The 16678-nt window shown below is 40.4% G+C and carries 14 protein-coding genes; 4 read left to right on the forward strand and 10 right to left on the reverse strand.

What is annotated here, in order from left to right; translation table 11 throughout:
* Nucleotides 1–175: 175 nt before the first annotated feature.
* Both PU629_RS12220 and PU629_RS12225 read left to right on the forward strand, forming a co-directional pair.
* Nucleotides 176–859 (forward strand): ABC transporter ATP-binding protein, encoded by a 684-nt coding sequence (locus tag PU629_RS12220; RefSeq protein ID WP_275280348.1) that lies wholly within the window; start codon nucleotides 176–178, stop codon nucleotides 857–859.
* Nucleotides 856–3414, forward strand: a complete 2559-nt coding sequence (locus PU629_RS12225) for an ABC transporter permease (protein WP_275280349.1) — start codon at nucleotides 856–858, stop codon at nucleotides 3412–3414. The genes PU629_RS12220 and PU629_RS12225 overlap by 4 nt, the downstream gene beginning before the upstream one ends.
* A gap of 65 nt (nucleotides 3415–3479) precedes the next feature.
* Here PU629_RS12225 and PU629_RS12230 read toward each other — a convergent pair whose 3' ends face one another.
* The 5 genes from PU629_RS12230 to PU629_RS12250 form a co-directional block, all read right to left on the reverse strand.
* Complete coding sequence (locus PU629_RS12230) at nucleotides 3480–4967, reverse strand: hypothetical protein (RefSeq protein ID WP_275280350.1); 1488 nt, start codon at nucleotides 4965–4967, stop codon at nucleotides 3480–3482.
* A gap of 300 nt (nucleotides 4968–5267) precedes the next feature.
* The gene (locus PU629_RS12235) at nucleotides 5268–5780 is read right to left on the reverse strand and encodes a DinB family protein (protein ID WP_275280351.1); all 513 of its coding nucleotides are present in this window, start codon (nucleotides 5778–5780) and stop codon (nucleotides 5268–5270) included.
* A gap of 587 nt (nucleotides 5781–6367) precedes the next feature.
* Nucleotides 6368–6574, reverse strand: a complete 207-nt coding sequence (locus PU629_RS12240) for a hypothetical protein (protein ID WP_275280352.1) — start codon at nucleotides 6572–6574, stop codon at nucleotides 6368–6370.
* 210 nt (nucleotides 6575–6784) lie between these two features.
* A complete protein-coding gene (locus PU629_RS12245) occupies nucleotides 6785–7939 on the reverse strand; it encodes a Gfo/Idh/MocA family protein (RefSeq protein ID WP_275280353.1) in 1155 nt (384 codons plus the stop codon).
* An 11-nt stretch (nucleotides 7940–7950) separates the two neighbouring features.
* Complete coding sequence (locus tag PU629_RS12250) at nucleotides 7951–8811, reverse strand: sugar phosphate isomerase/epimerase family protein (protein WP_275280354.1); 861 nt, start codon at nucleotides 8809–8811, stop codon at nucleotides 7951–7953.
* A gap of 201 nt (nucleotides 8812–9012) precedes the next feature.
* Here PU629_RS12250 and PU629_RS12255 point away from each other — a divergent pair, with 201 nt between their 5' ends.
* On the forward strand, nucleotides 9013–9849 hold the full coding sequence (locus PU629_RS12255; RefSeq protein WP_275280355.1) for an AraC family transcriptional regulator: 837 nt from the start codon (nucleotides 9013–9015) through the stop codon (nucleotides 9847–9849).
* A gap of 142 nt (nucleotides 9850–9991) precedes the next feature.
* On the forward strand, nucleotides 9992–11065 hold the full coding sequence (locus PU629_RS12260) for a Gfo/Idh/MocA family protein (protein WP_275280356.1): 1074 nt from the start codon (nucleotides 9992–9994) through the stop codon (nucleotides 11063–11065).
* 60 nt (nucleotides 11066–11125) lie between these two features.
* Here PU629_RS12260 and PU629_RS12265 read toward each other — a convergent pair whose 3' ends face one another.
* The 5 genes from PU629_RS12265 to tkt form a co-directional block, all read right to left on the reverse strand.
* Nucleotides 11126–11596: a hypothetical protein gene (locus PU629_RS12265; RefSeq protein WP_275280357.1), complete on the reverse strand. Its 471-nt coding sequence runs from the start codon at nucleotides 11594–11596 to the stop codon at nucleotides 11126–11128.
* A 38-nt stretch (nucleotides 11597–11634) separates the two neighbouring features.
* Nucleotides 11635–12972, reverse strand: a complete 1338-nt coding sequence (locus PU629_RS12270; protein ID WP_275280358.1) for a glucose-6-phosphate isomerase — start codon at nucleotides 12970–12972, stop codon at nucleotides 11635–11637.
* A gap of 73 nt (nucleotides 12973–13045) precedes the next feature.
* Nucleotides 13046–13702, reverse strand: coding sequence for a fructose-6-phosphate aldolase (fsa, locus tag PU629_RS12275; protein ID WP_275280359.1), 657 nt, complete (start codon nucleotides 13700–13702; stop codon nucleotides 13046–13048).
* Nucleotides 13703–13742: 40 nt separating this feature from the next.
* The gene (gene gnd, locus PU629_RS12280) at nucleotides 13743–14648 is read right to left on the reverse strand and encodes a phosphogluconate dehydrogenase (NAD(+)-dependent, decarboxylating) (protein WP_275280360.1); all 906 of its coding nucleotides are present in this window, start codon (nucleotides 14646–14648) and stop codon (nucleotides 13743–13745) included.
* 30 nt (nucleotides 14649–14678) lie between these two features.
* Complete coding sequence (gene tkt / locus PU629_RS12285) at nucleotides 14679–16664, reverse strand: transketolase (RefSeq protein WP_275280361.1); 1986 nt, start codon at nucleotides 16662–16664, stop codon at nucleotides 14679–14681.
* Nucleotides 16665–16678 lie beyond the last annotated feature (14 nt).

Here is a 16678-nt window from a genome sequence, read left to right on the forward strand (position 1 = left end):
GCTTTAATGACAAATACCCTATATTCCATGTTCCCCTTTATACTTTATGTCCTCGCAAAGTTCATTGCCTTTTTACCTCCTTACCTTAAGTGACTAAATTGTCACTTTAAAGTCACTTAATCGTCAGCTTGGACAGATAAACTAAAAGCTATGTTTCTAATCAGGAGGTTTTTAAATGGCTATTTTGAAGATTGACAATCTGTCTAAAGTCTACGGTAAAGGGGAAACAACTGTCACCGCACTTGACAAGGTCTCTTTTTCTGTGAGAAAAGGCGAATTTGTCGCTATTATCGGTCCATCAGGATCAGGTAAATCCACCTTGCTGCATTTATTAGGAGGTGTCGACCGACCCACCAATGGCAAGGTTTGGATTGATCAAACGGATATCTATTCGCTTAGTGAAACAAAGCTGGCTATTTTCAGGCGACGTCAAATTGGGCTAATTTATCAATTTTATAATCTCATCCCTATTTTAACCGTTGAAGAAAACATGGCCCTTCCCCTATTGCTGGATGGCCATAAGGTGGATCCCAAACACTTTAACCAAACGGTCAAAATTTTAGGGCTTGAAGACCGGCTCGGCCATTTACCGAATCAGCTTTCAGGTGGTCAGCAGCAACGCGTTTCCATCGGGCGCGCACTTATAAGCAATCCCAGTATTATGCTGGCAGATGAACCGACTGGAAACTTAGACAGTAAAAACAGCCAAGAGATAATAGAACTGCTCAAACTGTTTAACAAAACGTTCCATCAAACGCTTATTGTCATTACCCATGATGAGCGAATTGCCTTACAAGCCGACCGTGTCATCTCGATTGAAGACGGGCATATTGCGACTGACGAGGTGATTCGTCCATGAACATTGTTAACACCCTTACACTTAGGCAGTTACAAAGAAATAAAAGAAGAACACTTGTGACGATTATAGGCGTCATCATCTCAGTCGCTATGGTCACCGCTGTGGCGACCCTTAGTTTCTCTTTTTCCGATCTCTTAATAAGGCAAGAAATAGCCAATAATGGAGAATGGCATGTTGATTATCCAAATGTGAACCAAGATCAGTTTAAAACGATTGAGAACGACAGTTGGACCAAACGGCTCAGTCTTGCACAAGATACAGGGTATGCCAAGTTAAATGAGTCCATTGATCCAAATAAGCCTTATCTCTTTATTAAATCGTTCAATAGCCTCGGTCTTAAGAGCTTCCCCATCCATTTAACAAGCGGGCATCTTCCGAGAAACTCACAGGAAATTCTCATAACCGATGACCTAGCACACCATTCAACACACCCCTATAAAATTGGAGATCGTTTGACATTAGGGGTTGGCGACAGACAGATTAAAGGAAACCATGAAAAGTTATCAGAAAATGACCCTCTCCAAGTCAATGCAAAAGGTAAAATCACTGAAACTTTGGATGTTCAATCATCCCATACCTATACAATCGTCGGGACATTTGAGCAACCGACATGGGCTTCGACGATTTCGCCTTCGTATCTCGCGATCAGCTATATGAGTCCTTCTCAATTATCTAATTCCAATAGAGCCGACGCTCTTGTTGTCTTAAAAAAGGTCAACCATTCGCTTTATCTGCACGCCAAACAACTTGCAAACAATCATCAGATTAAACACGTCTCCTTTAATGCTAGCCTTCTAAGACTTTACGGAGTGACCAATAATGATTCCTTAATGAGAACCTTATACTCTTTAGTAGCCATCATTATGTGTGTCATTATCATTGGGTCCGTTGCCCTTATCTATAATGCTTTTGCCATTAGCGTTTCCGAACGGGCAAGACATTTAGGCATGCTCTCGAGCGTTGGAGCTACCAAGAAACAGAAACGAAATTCCGTCTTCTTTGAAGGAGCTGTTATTGGTCTGGTCAGTATTCCAGTAGGACTCCTTGCAGGTATTGGCGGGATGGCGGCTACTTTTCTATTTATTAATAAATTCCTTAATGGTGTCCTAGGTGGAACAGAAAAACTGAGGGTTATTGTCACCCCTCTCTCACTTATCATAGCCTGTCTCGTATCCATTGTGACCATTTTCATCTCGACGTATCTGCCAGCGATCAAAGCATCAAAAGTCTCCGCTATTGATGCCATAAGACAAAGCGAAGATATAAGGCTCTCCAGAAGAAAAGTCAAAACATCAAAGCTTGTGAGAAAGCTATTTGGGATTGAGGCCGATATTGGCCTGAAAAATTTAAAGCGGACCAAACGGAGATACCGAGCGACCGTCTTCTCACTCGTCATCAGTATTGTCCTATTTCTGTCCGTCTCCTTTTTTACTGGAAATATAAAACAGTCGCTTGTGATGTCTCAAAGCAAAATGAATTACGATATTCAAATCAGCCAAACAAGTGCCAACAGCAGTGAACTTGAACCGCTTGCCCATCTCACCCATGTCACCCAATCCACACTTAATAAAGAACTTACACTGATGACCTGGATCGATCCATCCATGGCCAGCAACCAAAGGAAGGGGAATGAAAAAAATAAGGACGGGAAGTTTCCTTATTATGTCATCTTACAGGGATTAGATGAGCCAAGCTATACAGCATACGCAACCCGCGTTGGTGTTGATCCAACCGATCATCCGGCAATTGTCATTAATAAAGGCAGTTATCAAGACGATCAATCGCACAAATATATTGAATTAACCACCCTACATGCAAAGCTTGGCACTAAGTTAAACTTATATTCGATGGATACAAACTCCGCTCACAAGAAGCCTATTGACCAACTACAAATCGGGGCTTTAACCGATCAAGTTCCATTGGGGAATTATCAAGTGGATGCCGATGAATTCCATATCATTGTTTCAATGAAGGATTTTCGAAAACTCGTGCAAAAATCCAACACTTTAAAAGAACAAGTTCAATCCAATTTATATTTGAAAAGCTCTGACCCGATCGCCACACAAACAGCCATTGATAAAGTCAAAAGTCCAACTATGTATGTGTTTAATGACTATGTTGACCACCAACACAGTCAACAAATGTTGCTTTTCATGAACCTATTCGCTTACGGATTTATTACGTTGATTTCGTTAATTTCCATCGCGAATATCTTCAACACCATTTCAACCAGCATTGCCCTTCGAAAACGAGAATTCGCTATGTTGAAGTCAATGGGTATGACGCCAAATGGCTTTAATAAAATGATGACCTATGAAAGTCTCTTTTACGGCCTGAACGCCTTAGCTTTCGGCCTACCCATCAGCGGCGTCTTCATGGTTCTAATCTATCTGGCCCTTCGAAACAACTTTCAATATAGCTTTACACTACCCTGGGTAAGCCTGATCATTGTCATTGCGGCAATTTTTACGATCGTAACTGCCGCCATGCTTTACTCTATTCAAAAAATTAAAAAGGAAAACATTATCGATGCCTTAAAGCACGAAAACATTTAAAACAAAAGCGCCTCTTTAATGGTTTGGGATTTCTGAAACCATTTAAATAAGGCGCTTTTTTACTTTCACAGATTTAGTTGTTGTTCATACTGTCTTTTTAGTTGAACGATTCTTTCATCAGTAATGGGATAATGAGATAAAACGTAATTGATTAAATCAATCTTATTAGTCAGATGGGTTGCTTTATCCCATCTAAGATAAAGATAGAAACCGGTATCCGCTCTCCCGCGATTAATCTGGCTATTTAATAGTTCGATTTGTCGGGTGAGCGCTCTATGATAGGGACGCCCTAATTGGATCTTGTGTATTTCATTTAAGGCTTTAGAAGGATTGGAGTACATATACAATCTTGAAAGAAACTCATTTTGTTCAACATCCCTCGGGTTTAATGTATCCGCCTTTTGGGCAAGAAACGTCGCTTTCGAATACTCCCCTTCATTCATATACAGTTGAGCAGCCATTAATAATGGCAGACTGTTCTGCGGGCAAAGTGTGTGAATCTTATTGAGCGAGCTTATGGCTTGGTAAGAATTCTTTTTTTGATAAAGATCGTGAACCTGTTTCCAAAGCGTCAGAGATTGATGAATGTCTTTAAAATATTGTTTCTCATAAGACGAGAAGTCTAGTCCAGTCGTGTCCTTAAAGGCTTGATTAAAGCTTTTGTTTTGAAGCTTCAAGAGGAGCTTATTTATCGTATCGCTCCCATTTTTATTCATCATATAACTGACAAAAATGGCACTTTGGTTATAAGGACTGTAATGACCATTAGAGGTATAGCTTTTCCAATTTAACGGATTGGTTAGCTTTTCGAATGGAACCAGTTTACTGCCTTCAAGTCTTTCCTCTGTTAATGGGGTCCCAACACTTCGGTCTGCTGTATAACTTGCCAGGCCTTCAACTAACCAAACAGGAATATCTGACAGCTTAATGTGATGCTCTCGACTAAATTGATATAAAAGATAATGATTATATTCGTGAGCACTCATTTTTATCGTATTCTGATTGTCATAATTTGAACTTGTTTTATTGGTATCCGAAAGTTCTATTGTAAGACGGTTTTCTTTAGGGATAAAATAACCGTACGAGTCTACAAAATAACCACTATCTTTTTTTATAAGTGAATGATTCGGATAGAAAACCACAGTTAGAGAGCCTGTTGACACATTATTAAAGAATTCCTGATTGTCTTTCTGTTCGACTTCTATACCTTGATTATAGGCATTTAGAATGTCTTGATTGGGGCTAAATTGAAAATAAAAAGTGGTCTTTCCTTTTTTAATAGGTTGAAAATAAGTAGTTGCTGCCTTCGGCGGGGACACATGGTCCAATAGTTCATATAACAGCTTCATTCTTCCCGCAAAAGTATGTGTCAGATCCTTTTTGTGAACTTGTTGGCTAAATGATGGAAGAGAAGCATTTGTCATAACAATTCCAGTAAAAGTTAATGAAAGAACGAGGGAATAAGTAATAGCAGCAAGATGCCTTTTCCCTTTTGTTCTTATATATTTAATAATGTGATAAAGAATAAGTCCTAAAAAGCTAACTAACGCCAAAAGAAGGAATCCCTTACCAATTGTCACAGGCAAAAGGAAAATAATCAAAAACCAAACTAAGTTAATGAAGACAACCGTCCCTAGAAGAAAGAGTAAACGCTTCAGAATGATCCACTCCCTAAAACCTTTACTTTAATGTTGTTGTTCTTCTTTAACTATAACAGTTTTTATAGTCGAATTGACAATCTAAGAGTTCCTATAGGCTAAGAAACTGTAAATGATGGGTATCTAGAGTCTATGGGCAATGCACTTTTCATGTTTTTTCGTACGATCACCATTGATTAATTCGATCTTCTGGTTTTATAGATAGTTATCACGAATAACTTTTAAATGATGCAGTTCGTGGCCGGCAATAATATAGGCAATAGCACGCGTCGTCACCGGGCTGTCCCACACGGTTCCCGTACGAACCCACGCGTCATCGTCAATGGTCGATAACAGACTTATGGTAGCTGAACGCATGATCCCTAAATCTTTTAAGAGCTGTGCCAAAGTTAATTGATTGAAGTGAGCAGACGAAACGTACAACTCTTGGTCCATTCCCTGTAAGGACACAAGCTCACCCCTAGCCATAGCAAGCATTCGATAGGCCATTACACGTTCAGTGTCTGATAAATGCCCGATGACTTCTTTCAACGTCCATTTACCGGGAGCATACGCTCTTTCTGCGTCTTCCTCAGTGAGACGGCTTAAGAAGGCATGTGTCTCGCTTCCCTGCCTGTTTAGCCAATCTTCAATATCTCCATCTGGAACAAGACTAACATATCTCTCATAATAGGCTGGATATTCACTAGATAAAGGACGTGAACGCAAACAAATCCCTCCAAGCTTTATATATAATTCACCATTTTCTATTCTTCATTAATCAGGACAGGCAGACTATTTCTTTACACCATTTTTAGCGTTGGGAAGCCCAAGACCCCTGAAGCTTTCTAATTTGAATACCTTGGTCTGTATGATAGGCGTCATGCAGCAGGCTGTCCAAACATTCTAATGTATTGACCTGGCCTCATCAAGTTCTTCTACTTTAATATTAAGAAGCAAACCTTTCAACTGCTGAAAAACTTTTCGGCACATTCAGTCACCTTTATCCAAGCTGCATCATCATTCACAGCTTGATTATAAAGATAAGTCTCTTCACCATCAAGCGGGTTCGCCCATGGCCTTCCTTCCATTTTCGATAGCAATCGTCTTTTTATAATATATGAAATGATTTAGGTTCTCCTAAATCGATTTTGTTGCTTATCTGATGGTTTCCAATTCGCTTCTTCTGCCGCCAATCCATGGACTGCATATCCCGAGCGGCGCATACCAGCTTTCCTTATCGAATGTCGACTCTAGAACATTTACAAATAAGTCAATTTGGTTCAGCTTATCCTCCTTCCTAATTATATATTCAATTATTCCCTAAAAGATAAGCCATTTCCTTCTTTATTAATTGGACTTATTAGAAAAACATAAAAAGCGTATTCAAAAGCAACAACAATAGTAATAGCAATCCGTCCTGTACGTTGCGGGCTCCCATACACCAAATCGTGGCGCGGCGGTACCCCTTTTTGTGTGATGGAGGCTCCAATACACCAAATTAAGGCGCGAGCGGGTCCCATTGTGTGTGATGAAGGCTCCCATACACCAAACCAGGGTGTTGTATATTTAAAGTGGTAACTCAAAAAGCGAGAATTTTATATCAACACAAAAAAGCGATACCGTTTAACGTATCGCTAATCTAATTAATTTCAGAATATTTGAATATCTTTTCTATATGGTTTCGTTTATGTTTTCGATTAAAGGGACGCCCCGCTCAAGCTTTGCCCTTTTTAATAAGTCCCTGACGTATCGAGCGTGATATCTGTAATTTTCTTTTTAAAGGTTGAGTTCTTAATTTTCTCCTGCAGCTTTTCATAATAGAGATTCTCATCAAAGGGGAGATCCACCCACTCATCCGTCCAGGCTGATAAATGCATCGCGTTCGAAATGGTAAGCCCATTAATTCCCTCTTCTCCAGGCGCAATTAACGCTACACCATTCAAGATAGAATTAACAAAGTTCTGTAAAATCCCGATGTGCTGTGAGTTATCTCCCTGTATAGGAATTTCACATTTCCAGCACTCAGGGCTTCCAAAGCCGCCTTTGAAATTTTGATTAAATGTTCTTTCGGACTCACGAAGTCTCCAAAATGTTAATTGGTCATCTTCAATAACAATCTTTCCGCGGTCACCTGTGACTTCTAAACGATTCGTTCCAGGCGCTTCACCTGTCGTCGTCACAAATAGCCCTGTTGCTCCATTCTCATATTCGACATAAGCCGTGACATCATCCTCAACTTCAATATCATGATATTTTCCAAACGACATAAAGGCACGTACTCGTTTCGGCATCCCGCATATCCATTGCCATAAATCAAGTTGATGTGGATCCTGATTAAGGAGAACACCCCCTCCTTCACCTGCCCAAGTGGCTCTCCATCCTCCTGCATCATAATAGCTTTGAGAGCGATACCAGTTTGTTATGATCCAAATGGTTTTTTTGAGTTCACCAAGCTCACCAGAGTCGATGAGATCTTTTAACTTCCGATAAACAGGATTCGTCCGCTGGTTGTACATAATGGCAAATACTTTATCCGTCTTTTCGGCGACGACGTTCATTTCCCTAACCGCTTTCGTATAAACCCCTGCTGGTTTCTCAATCAACGTATGGTAGCCGTTTTCTAATGATTGAATAGCCAAACGCGGATGATCGTAGTGCGGGGTTGCAATCAAGACTGCATCGAAGGCCTTCGATTTAAAGAATGCGTCGACATTATCAAATACCTTTACATGCTCCAAATTTTCCTTCGCCCATTCTAAGCGGTCTGAACGGATATCGCAGACTGCTGTCAACTGCCCGTTTGGCACAGCTCCTTCTATTAGACTTTTTGCATGGCCGGTTCCCATATTTCCAATCCCTATGATGCCTATTCGTACTTTTTCCACAGTATGTCCTCCTAGCGATTTGTGATTTCTCTGATCAGATTTTTAATGGCCTGTACCGCCACCGCAAAATTCTTGGCTTCTCCTTCTGGTAAATGAAAGCCAGGTGAGTTGGGTTCAAGATCGGAGTACCCTTTAAAGTTCCATAGATGCGGTTCAAGCGATAAAAAGCCTTCGAAACCATGACGATATAGATCTTTAAGGATCTCTTTGACATCACCGTCTCCATGACCTGCCGGCACAACCTGATGATCACTGTACCTTGCATCTTTAACATGGATATACTCGATATAATCCTTAAGAAGCTCATAGCCATCGGGATAATTTTTGACATCGCATTGGACAAAATTTGCAAAGTCAAATATAGCTTTTACATGGTCAGAATGTAAGCTTTTAATGAGATCCAAGCATCTTTCCGGGGTATCTCCATAAATCCCTTTTTCATTCTCGTGAAGCAAAATGACACCGCTTCCTTTTTCAGCCTCAACAAATTGACTCCATCTATGTAAGACCTCATCTCTATAGTTAGAAGGATCCTCACCTTCTGGCATAAAGAAACTGAACATCCGGATATAACGGCATTCCATGATCTTTGCTATTTCAAGTGTGTGCTTAAAAAGTGCCAAATGCGGTTCAAAATCATCCGTAATTTTAATTTTACCGATAGGGGATCCGATAGCTGAGAGCTTGAAGCCCCTTTCATCCATCGCTTTCTTAATAGCCTTTACTTCATCTAAATCATAATGAACAAGCGGTTTTCCATTTACCCCTCTCATTTCAATAAATTTTATATCATGCTCATCTAAAATATCCATCTGGGTGGTTAATTCAGTTGCCACCTCATCCGCAAAAGCAGATAACACAAATTGACTCAACACCGCTCTCTCCTTTTAATAACTTATTCTCAATTAAATCTAATAACTCTATCGTAAACCAATACTGAGCAAGAATCATGGGAATTATTGCTTTAAATATTGCAAATATTGCTTTTTGTTATATCATTGAAACAAGGGGACGGTTCTCCCGTTTCAGAAACGGGAGAACCGTCCCCGCGTATCACTCAAGAGGTGAGAATATTGGATAAGCAAATTTGCAGCTATACCGATCAGCATTTTTTCTTAGAGCATTGGGTCACGGATTCACCGGTTAATATTGACACTCACATCCATGATCGTTATGAACTGTTTTACTTTATTTCGGGTGACCTCACCTATTACATTGAAGGACAAGCTTACCATCTAAAACCAAATGATTTAATCCTTACCAATTCACGGGAGTTGCACCGAATCATCTTTCATTCTAAGGCGATCTATGAACGAAGCTTTCTTCAATTTAAGCCCGAATACATTACCGCTTACCAAACGAGTGACTATAACCTGCTAGCCAATTTAGAAAAAAGAGAACGGGGTTATTTTAATCGAATTCCGGCAAAAGAGGTGATTGAGGCAGGCATTAGCCAGTTGTGGAAGCAAATTGAAAAAGCTTCACTTGAAGCGACCCCAGAGCGGGAGATCCTAGTCAAAACTTACTTCATACAGATGCTGATTAAAATCAATAACAGCCTATCTAAATCAAATCATCTCCTTTCCGATCATCCTCACTATGATAAAAAAATGGATGCGATTATCGACCATCTAAATAAAAACCTTTATGAAAAAATTACACTTGATTCGCTTGAACGGCAATTTTTCGTTAACAAATATTATATTTGTCACCTCTTCAAATTAAGCACAGGATTTACGGTCGTCGAATACATCACTTACAAAAGAATTGTAAAGGCAATGGAGCTCCTGACATCCGGTCAGAAAGCACTTGATGTGGCTCACGCTGTCGGGTTCAGCGACTATTCCACCTTCTATAAAGCTTTCAAAAAGATATCAGGTTCTTCGCCCAAACAGTATTTAAATAAATAAAAACGCTTCCATTCTGAATGAAATCTGTTAAAATAGAGGTCAACTAAGCATTGAAAGTTTTTCGAATGAACGGCCTGATTCATAATAAACGGCATTTTTTAATAGAGTCCATCTGACTTTTAACTTCTTGGAGGAAACTTGAATGATTGCGTTTAGCATTATTGGCGGGTCTAGTTTTCGTGCCCAATATTATTTAAGAATTGCACAAGCACTTCCGAAACTTTTTCAAATCTGCGGGATGGTTGTCAGAAATGAAGATAAAGGCCAAGAACTCGAGAAAACCTGGAACGTCTCAACTTATCGAACGCTCGAACAGCTTTTAGAAAAAGAGAATCCCAATTTTATCGTTGTTTCTGTAAGCGGTTCAATGATTCCAAGTTTCCTCCTCCGACTAGGTGAACTTGGGATCCCCGCCCTATCCGAAACCCCTCCTGCTCCTAATCTAGAAGCATTAATTGACCTGCATGAGAAGTTGACTTGCAAGGGAGCTAAAATCCAAGTCGCTGAACAATATCATTTGCACCCTGTCCAGCAAGCTCGACTTTCCTTAATCAAGTCTGGCAGATTGGGAAACGTCACACAGGCGACCGTCTCCATTTCCCATTTTTACCATGGGGTGAGTCTCCTAAGAAGAATGCTCGGGATCGGCTTTGAGGAGGCGACCATTAAAGGAATGCATTTTTCAGCGCCTATCACGAGTGGTCCTGATCGCAGCGGCCCTCCAAAAGAAGAAAAATTAATAAACGCAGAACGCGATCTCGCCTGGTTAGATTTTGGCGATAAACTCGGCATTTATGATTTTACAAAGGATCAGCATCGGTCATGGATTCGTTCTAATCATCTGTCCGTTCGAGGAGATCGTGGAGAGATCTTCGATAACCGCTTAACCTATTTGGCGGATTACACAACACCCATTTACAGTGATCTTAAACGAATCAATAAAGGTGAAGAGGAAAATCAAGAAGGCTATTATCTTGAGGGGATCCTATCCGGAAACCATTGGATATACCGAAATCCTTTTTTTCCAGCACGGTTATATGATGATGAATTGGCGATTGCCGAATGCCTGGTAAAAATGTCTGAATACATGGCTCAAGGAACAAGTTTTTACAGTTTGGCTGAAGCTTCGCAAGACCAGTATTTAGGTCTTATGATAGAAAAAGCGATTCGTACTCAAGAAGCGATCCGGACAAGTCGTCAACCCTGGGCGGAATAAGTAAATAACGTCTCTTCATACTAATAAAAGGAAGAGACGGGATGTCTCTTCCTTTTATTTTTAGACTTGAGTCACTATTTCAGTTTCTTTATGCTTAAACTGAATATCTCCAGGCTGCAGGTTCAACAGTTTTTCAAGCAACATCTTGACTTTATTAGGTGCTTCCGCTTTACTGATTACGTTTTCCAGCAAATGTTTAAATGCTGGAGACTCCATCAATATATAATCAATAAACTCAATGACAGTGTCTTCCTCTTTTCCGTATCGTGCGGCAAAGATGCTTTCATTTCCCGGATCGAAAATCGACAAAGCCTGCAAGTCATCCGTAGCGCGCAAACCGAAATACACTTTTTCTTTACCATAAAATTGCCAGTTTCGAACACGCCCCATTATGACACCAACTAATATTTCAAAATGCGGCCGATTCTCACCATGGTATTGAAATCGTTTAAGTTCAAGATTTTCAGGTAGATCAATAAAAATTTCCTTTTCTAACTCTGTTTGAATGACTTTGGCATCCAATAAATTCATTTGAATGACCTCACCTTTTAGTTAGCGCTTCGTTTCACTTATTTTGATAAGCGCTTTTGCAATTCCGCTTTTTGCGCTTCAAAGCCTGGTTTGCCAAGTAATGCAAACATGTTCTTTTTGTAAGCTTCTACGCCTGGCTGGTCGAATGGGTTTACGCCCATTAATAATCCGCTGACGCCACAGGCTTTTTCGAAGAAGTAAACCATTTCACCAAATGTGAATTCATTTAATTCATCGAGTTCAACATGCAGGTTTGGAACGTTACCATCAACGTGAGCTAAAACAGTTCCAGTAAAGGCGTTTTTATTAACAAAATCCATTGTCTTTCCAGCTAAATAATTCAATCCGTCTAAGTCAGAAGCTTCTTCTTTTATAGTGATATCGTAATTAGGCTTCTTGACCGTTACTGCTGTTTCAATTAAATCACGACGGCCTTCTTGTACATATTGACCCATTGAGTGAAGATCCGTTGTAAAATCAACAGACGCTGGGAATAAGCTTTTTTGGTCTTTTCCTTCGCTCTCACCAAATAACTGCTTCCACCACTCAGAAACATAATGCAAATGTGGCTCATAGTTGACAAGAAGCTCGATGGACTTGCCTTTACGATAAAGGGCATTACGAACCGCAGCATATTGGTAGCTTTGGTTAGTGGCAAGATCTGGATTGTTGTATTTCTTAGCGGCAGCGGCTGCCCCTTCCATCATCTTGTCAATATCAAGACCTGCAACAGCAATTGGTAATAGACCCACTGCTGTTAATACAGAATAGCGTCCACCTACATCGTCAGGTATAACAAAAGTCTCGTAGCCTTCTTCGTCAGCCAATGTTTTTAAAGCACCTTTTGCACGGTCAGTCGTGGCAAAAATACGGTTTTTAGCTTCTTCTTTACCATACTTTTTCTCCATGTATTCTCTAAAGATTCGGAAGGCAATGGCAGGCTCGGTAGTCGTTCCGGATTTGGAGATGACATTAACTGAGATATCTTTGTCTTTAATAACCTCTAATAGATGAGTCATATAAGTCGCACTGATATTTTGCCCAGCAAAATAAATCTCAGTTTCACCATCCATTTGGTTATGGAAGCTATGAGAAAGGGCTTCGATAGCCGCTCTTGCTCCAAGATAAGAACCGCCAATTCCAATAACGATCAACGCTTTGGAATGACTGCGGATGCGTTCAGCCGCTTTTTTGATTCTTGAAAATTCTTCTTTATCATAATCAGTTGGTAAATCAACCCAACCTAAGAAATCAGAACCTGGGCTTTTCTTTTCATGAAGCATGGTGTGTGCCACTTTAACGAATTCACTTAAGTTATCTACTTCACTTTGATTCATAAAAGATAACGCATTTGAATAATCAAAACTAATTGTCATGTTCATACTCCTTTTTTTATCAAAGATGTACAAGGTGCTAGAGCTTTAGAAGCTCTAACACCCCATATTTAAATTAGAATTTCCAATCAGCAGCAAATTTTTCAATACCTTGTTCAGTTAATGGATGCTTGGAGAGCTGTTCAATAACTTTAAAAGGAATTGTTGCAATATGAGCCCCTGCCAAAGCAGCACGAGTTACGTGGTCTGGATGACGAACAGATGCTGCGATGATTTGAGTATCGATATTTTGAATGATGAACATTTCAGAGATTTTGCTAACAAGTTCGATTCCGTCTTCATTGATGTCATCTAAACGACCCAAGAATGGGGAAACGTAGGTAGCACCTGCACGTGCAGCTAAGAGCGCTTGGTTGACTGAGAAAATAAGGGTAACGTTGGTTTTAACACCTTTTTTTGTCAGATAACGGCAAGCTTCAAGTCCGGCTAATGTCATTGGAAGCTTGATGGTAATGCGTGAATCGCCGCCATTTATTTTAATAAGCTCGTCAGCTTCAGCAATCATTTGTTCAGCTGTTACAGCATTTGGAGTTACCTCAGCAGATACGGATTCAACATCTTCCACTGCTTTTAAAATTTCTTCAATACGTGTTTCGAATTTGACGCCTTCTTTGGCAACGAGTGATGGGTTAGTAGTTACCCCAGACAAAACACCAATTTTATAGGCTTTTTTTATGTCATCTAAGTTAGCTGTATCAATAAAAAATTTCATTTATATTCCCTCCAGTTCTAACTTTTGAATTAACCATGAATTATACTAATTCTTTTGCTTTTTCAACCGCATGGCCGCCAAACTCATTTCTTAATGCGGCAACGACTTTTCCTGTAAAGGTATCATTTTCTAAAGAACGATATCTCATTAATAATGACATTGCAATAACAGGTGTTGCGGCTTGAAGATCAAGCGCTTCTTCAACTGTCCATTTGCCTTCACCAGAAGAGTGCATGATCCCTCTAAGCTCATCCAATTTTGGATCTTTAGAGAAAGCATTCTCAGTTAATTCCATTAACCAAGAACGGATAACGGAACCGTTATTCCATACTCTTGCTACTTTTTCATAGTCGTAATCAAATTGACTTTTCTCGAGGACTTCAAAGCCTTCGCCAATAGCTGCCATCATCCCGTACTCGATTCCGTTATGAACCATTTTTAGGTAGTGTCCGCTTCCGGCTTTACCTGCATAAAGATAGCCGTTTTCAACAGCCGTATCGCGGAACATTGGCTCAACAATTTCCCATGATTCAGGATCTCCACCGATCATATAGCATGCTCCATAGCGAGCACCTTCCATACCGCCAGAAGTACCACAATCCATAAAGCTAATTCCGTCTTTCTTCAAGTCATCATAGCGACGTAAGGATTCTTTATAGTGGGAGTTCCCTGCATCAATGACGATATCCCCTTCTTCTAAGAATGGGCGAACTTCACTAATGACCACGTCCACAACAGAATGCGGAACCATTACCCATAAAACTCTTGGTTTTTCTAACGATTGAGCAAGTTCTTTAAGACTTGATACACCTTTGGCACCCATTTTCGTAATTTCTTCAACTGCGCCAGGATTTACGTCAAAAGCAACAACTTCATGCTGATGCTCCATTAGATTTTGCCCTAAATTTAAACCCATTTTTCCTAAACCGATTAATCCTAGTTTCATGATTTCTTCCTCCAGTAGTTCGAAATTTTTTTATAAACTTTTAGCAATGGAAACAACATTTTCAGGAGTAAAACCAAATTTCTCAAGCACTTTGGATCCATTTCCTGAAGCGCCGAAAGTTTCAATCGATAAGATCTTGCCTTCTGAGCCAACATATTTCTCCCAACCTAATGAAACCCCCATCTCAATGGCAAGACGTTTCTTAATCGATGTTGGTAGAACAGACTCTTTGTAAGCTTCAGATTGCTTGTTGAACAACTCCCAGCTTGGCATTGCCACAACGCGGACCGATTTGTTTTCCTTTTCTAACTCAGCTTTTGCCTTCACAGCTAAGGAGACCTCAGAACCGGTTGCCATAAGAATGATCTCTGGGTTGGCATTCGTTTCAGTAAGCACATAAGCCCCTTTTGAGACATTATCCAAATTAGCTTTCGTCTCATCATAGACCGGTAAATTTTGACGGCTTAAAACTAAGACAACCGGACCTTCTTTTTGCTCAAGCGCATAAGCCCATGCACTTGCCGTTTCATTGGCATCTGTAGGTCTAATAACAGTCAGCCCAGGGATGGCACGAAGAGCGGCTAGATGCTCGACAGGTTCATGTGTCGGTCCATCCTCACCAACGGCAATAGAATCATGAGTGAAGACATAAGTCACCGGAAGCTTGGATAAGGAAGCCAAACGGATCGATGGACGCAGATAATCATTAAAGACAAAGAAGGTGCTCACAAATGGTTTGATTCCGCCATGATAGGCCATCCCGTTTCCGGCTGCTCCCATAGCATGCTCACGAACCCCAAAGTAAACATTACGAGCCGCATAATCTTGAACGGCAAAAATTTGTTCCCCTTCTATTTCTGTCATTGTGGAATGAGACAAATCTGCACTTCCTCCAAAAATAGATGGAACTTGTTTTACATAATGATTGATGGCTTTCCCACTTGCTACACGTGTTGAAACGTCTTTACCTGATTCAAATGTCAAAATATCTTTGGCATCAAATGTGACGTTTCCATCAATAGCATGAGTTAGTTGTTCTGCAAGCTCAGGATAAGCTTTTTTATAAGAAGCAAATAACTGGTTCCAATTTTGTTCGATATCCTTACCTTTTGCTTTTAACTGTGCAAAATGCTCTTTCACTTCATCAGGGACATAAAAATCCTCTTCATAAAGCCAGTTATAAGCTTTTTTGGTGACTTTCCCTTCGTCAACTCCAAGTGGAGCACCATGAGCCTTATTGGTTCCTTGTACCTTTGGACTTCCGTAGCCGATAATGGTACGAACTTCAATTAACGTAGGCTGTTCCGTATTCTGTTTGGCCTCTTCAATCGCTTTTGAAATAGCTTCAACGTCATTGCCATCCTCTACTCTCAAATAGTGCCAATGAGCGGATTCAACGCGTTTCTTAACATCCTCTGAGAAGGAAACATTTAACTCACCATCAAGCGAGATATCATTGGAATCATATAAGACAACCAACTTGCCAAGCTTCATATGCCCAGCCATTGACATTGCCTCATAGGAGATTCCTTCCATTAAATCCCCATCCCCTACTAAAGCATAGGTATAGTGATCAATAATGGAATGATCTTCTTTGTTGAATTGTGCTGCTAAGTGTGCCTCGGCCATCGCCATTCCCACTGCATTCGCAATTCCTTGCCCTAATGGACCCGTCGTTGCTTCAACACCAGGGGTATGACCAAACTCTGGATGTCCAGGTGTTAAGCTATCGAGCTTTCGAAATTTCTTAAGATCCTCAATTGAAACTCCGTAACCGGTCAAATGAAGAAGGCTGTAAAGAAGACTTGAGCCATGACCTGCTGATAAAACAAAACGGTCACGGTTGAACCATTTTGGATTTTCTGGATTGTGTTTCATTTGCTTTGCCCAAACCGCATAAGCCATTGGAGCTGCTCCCATGGGCAGCCCCGGATGCCCTGAGTTCGCCTCATTAACTTGATCAATAGATAAAGTACGAATGGTTGTAACCGCTAAGTTATCGATATTTTGTGTCATCATTAATCCTCCAA

This window comes from Pullulanibacillus sp. KACC 23026 (assembly GCF_029094525.1).
Lineage (GTDB): Bacteria > Bacillota > Bacilli > Bacillales > Sporolactobacillaceae > KACC-23026.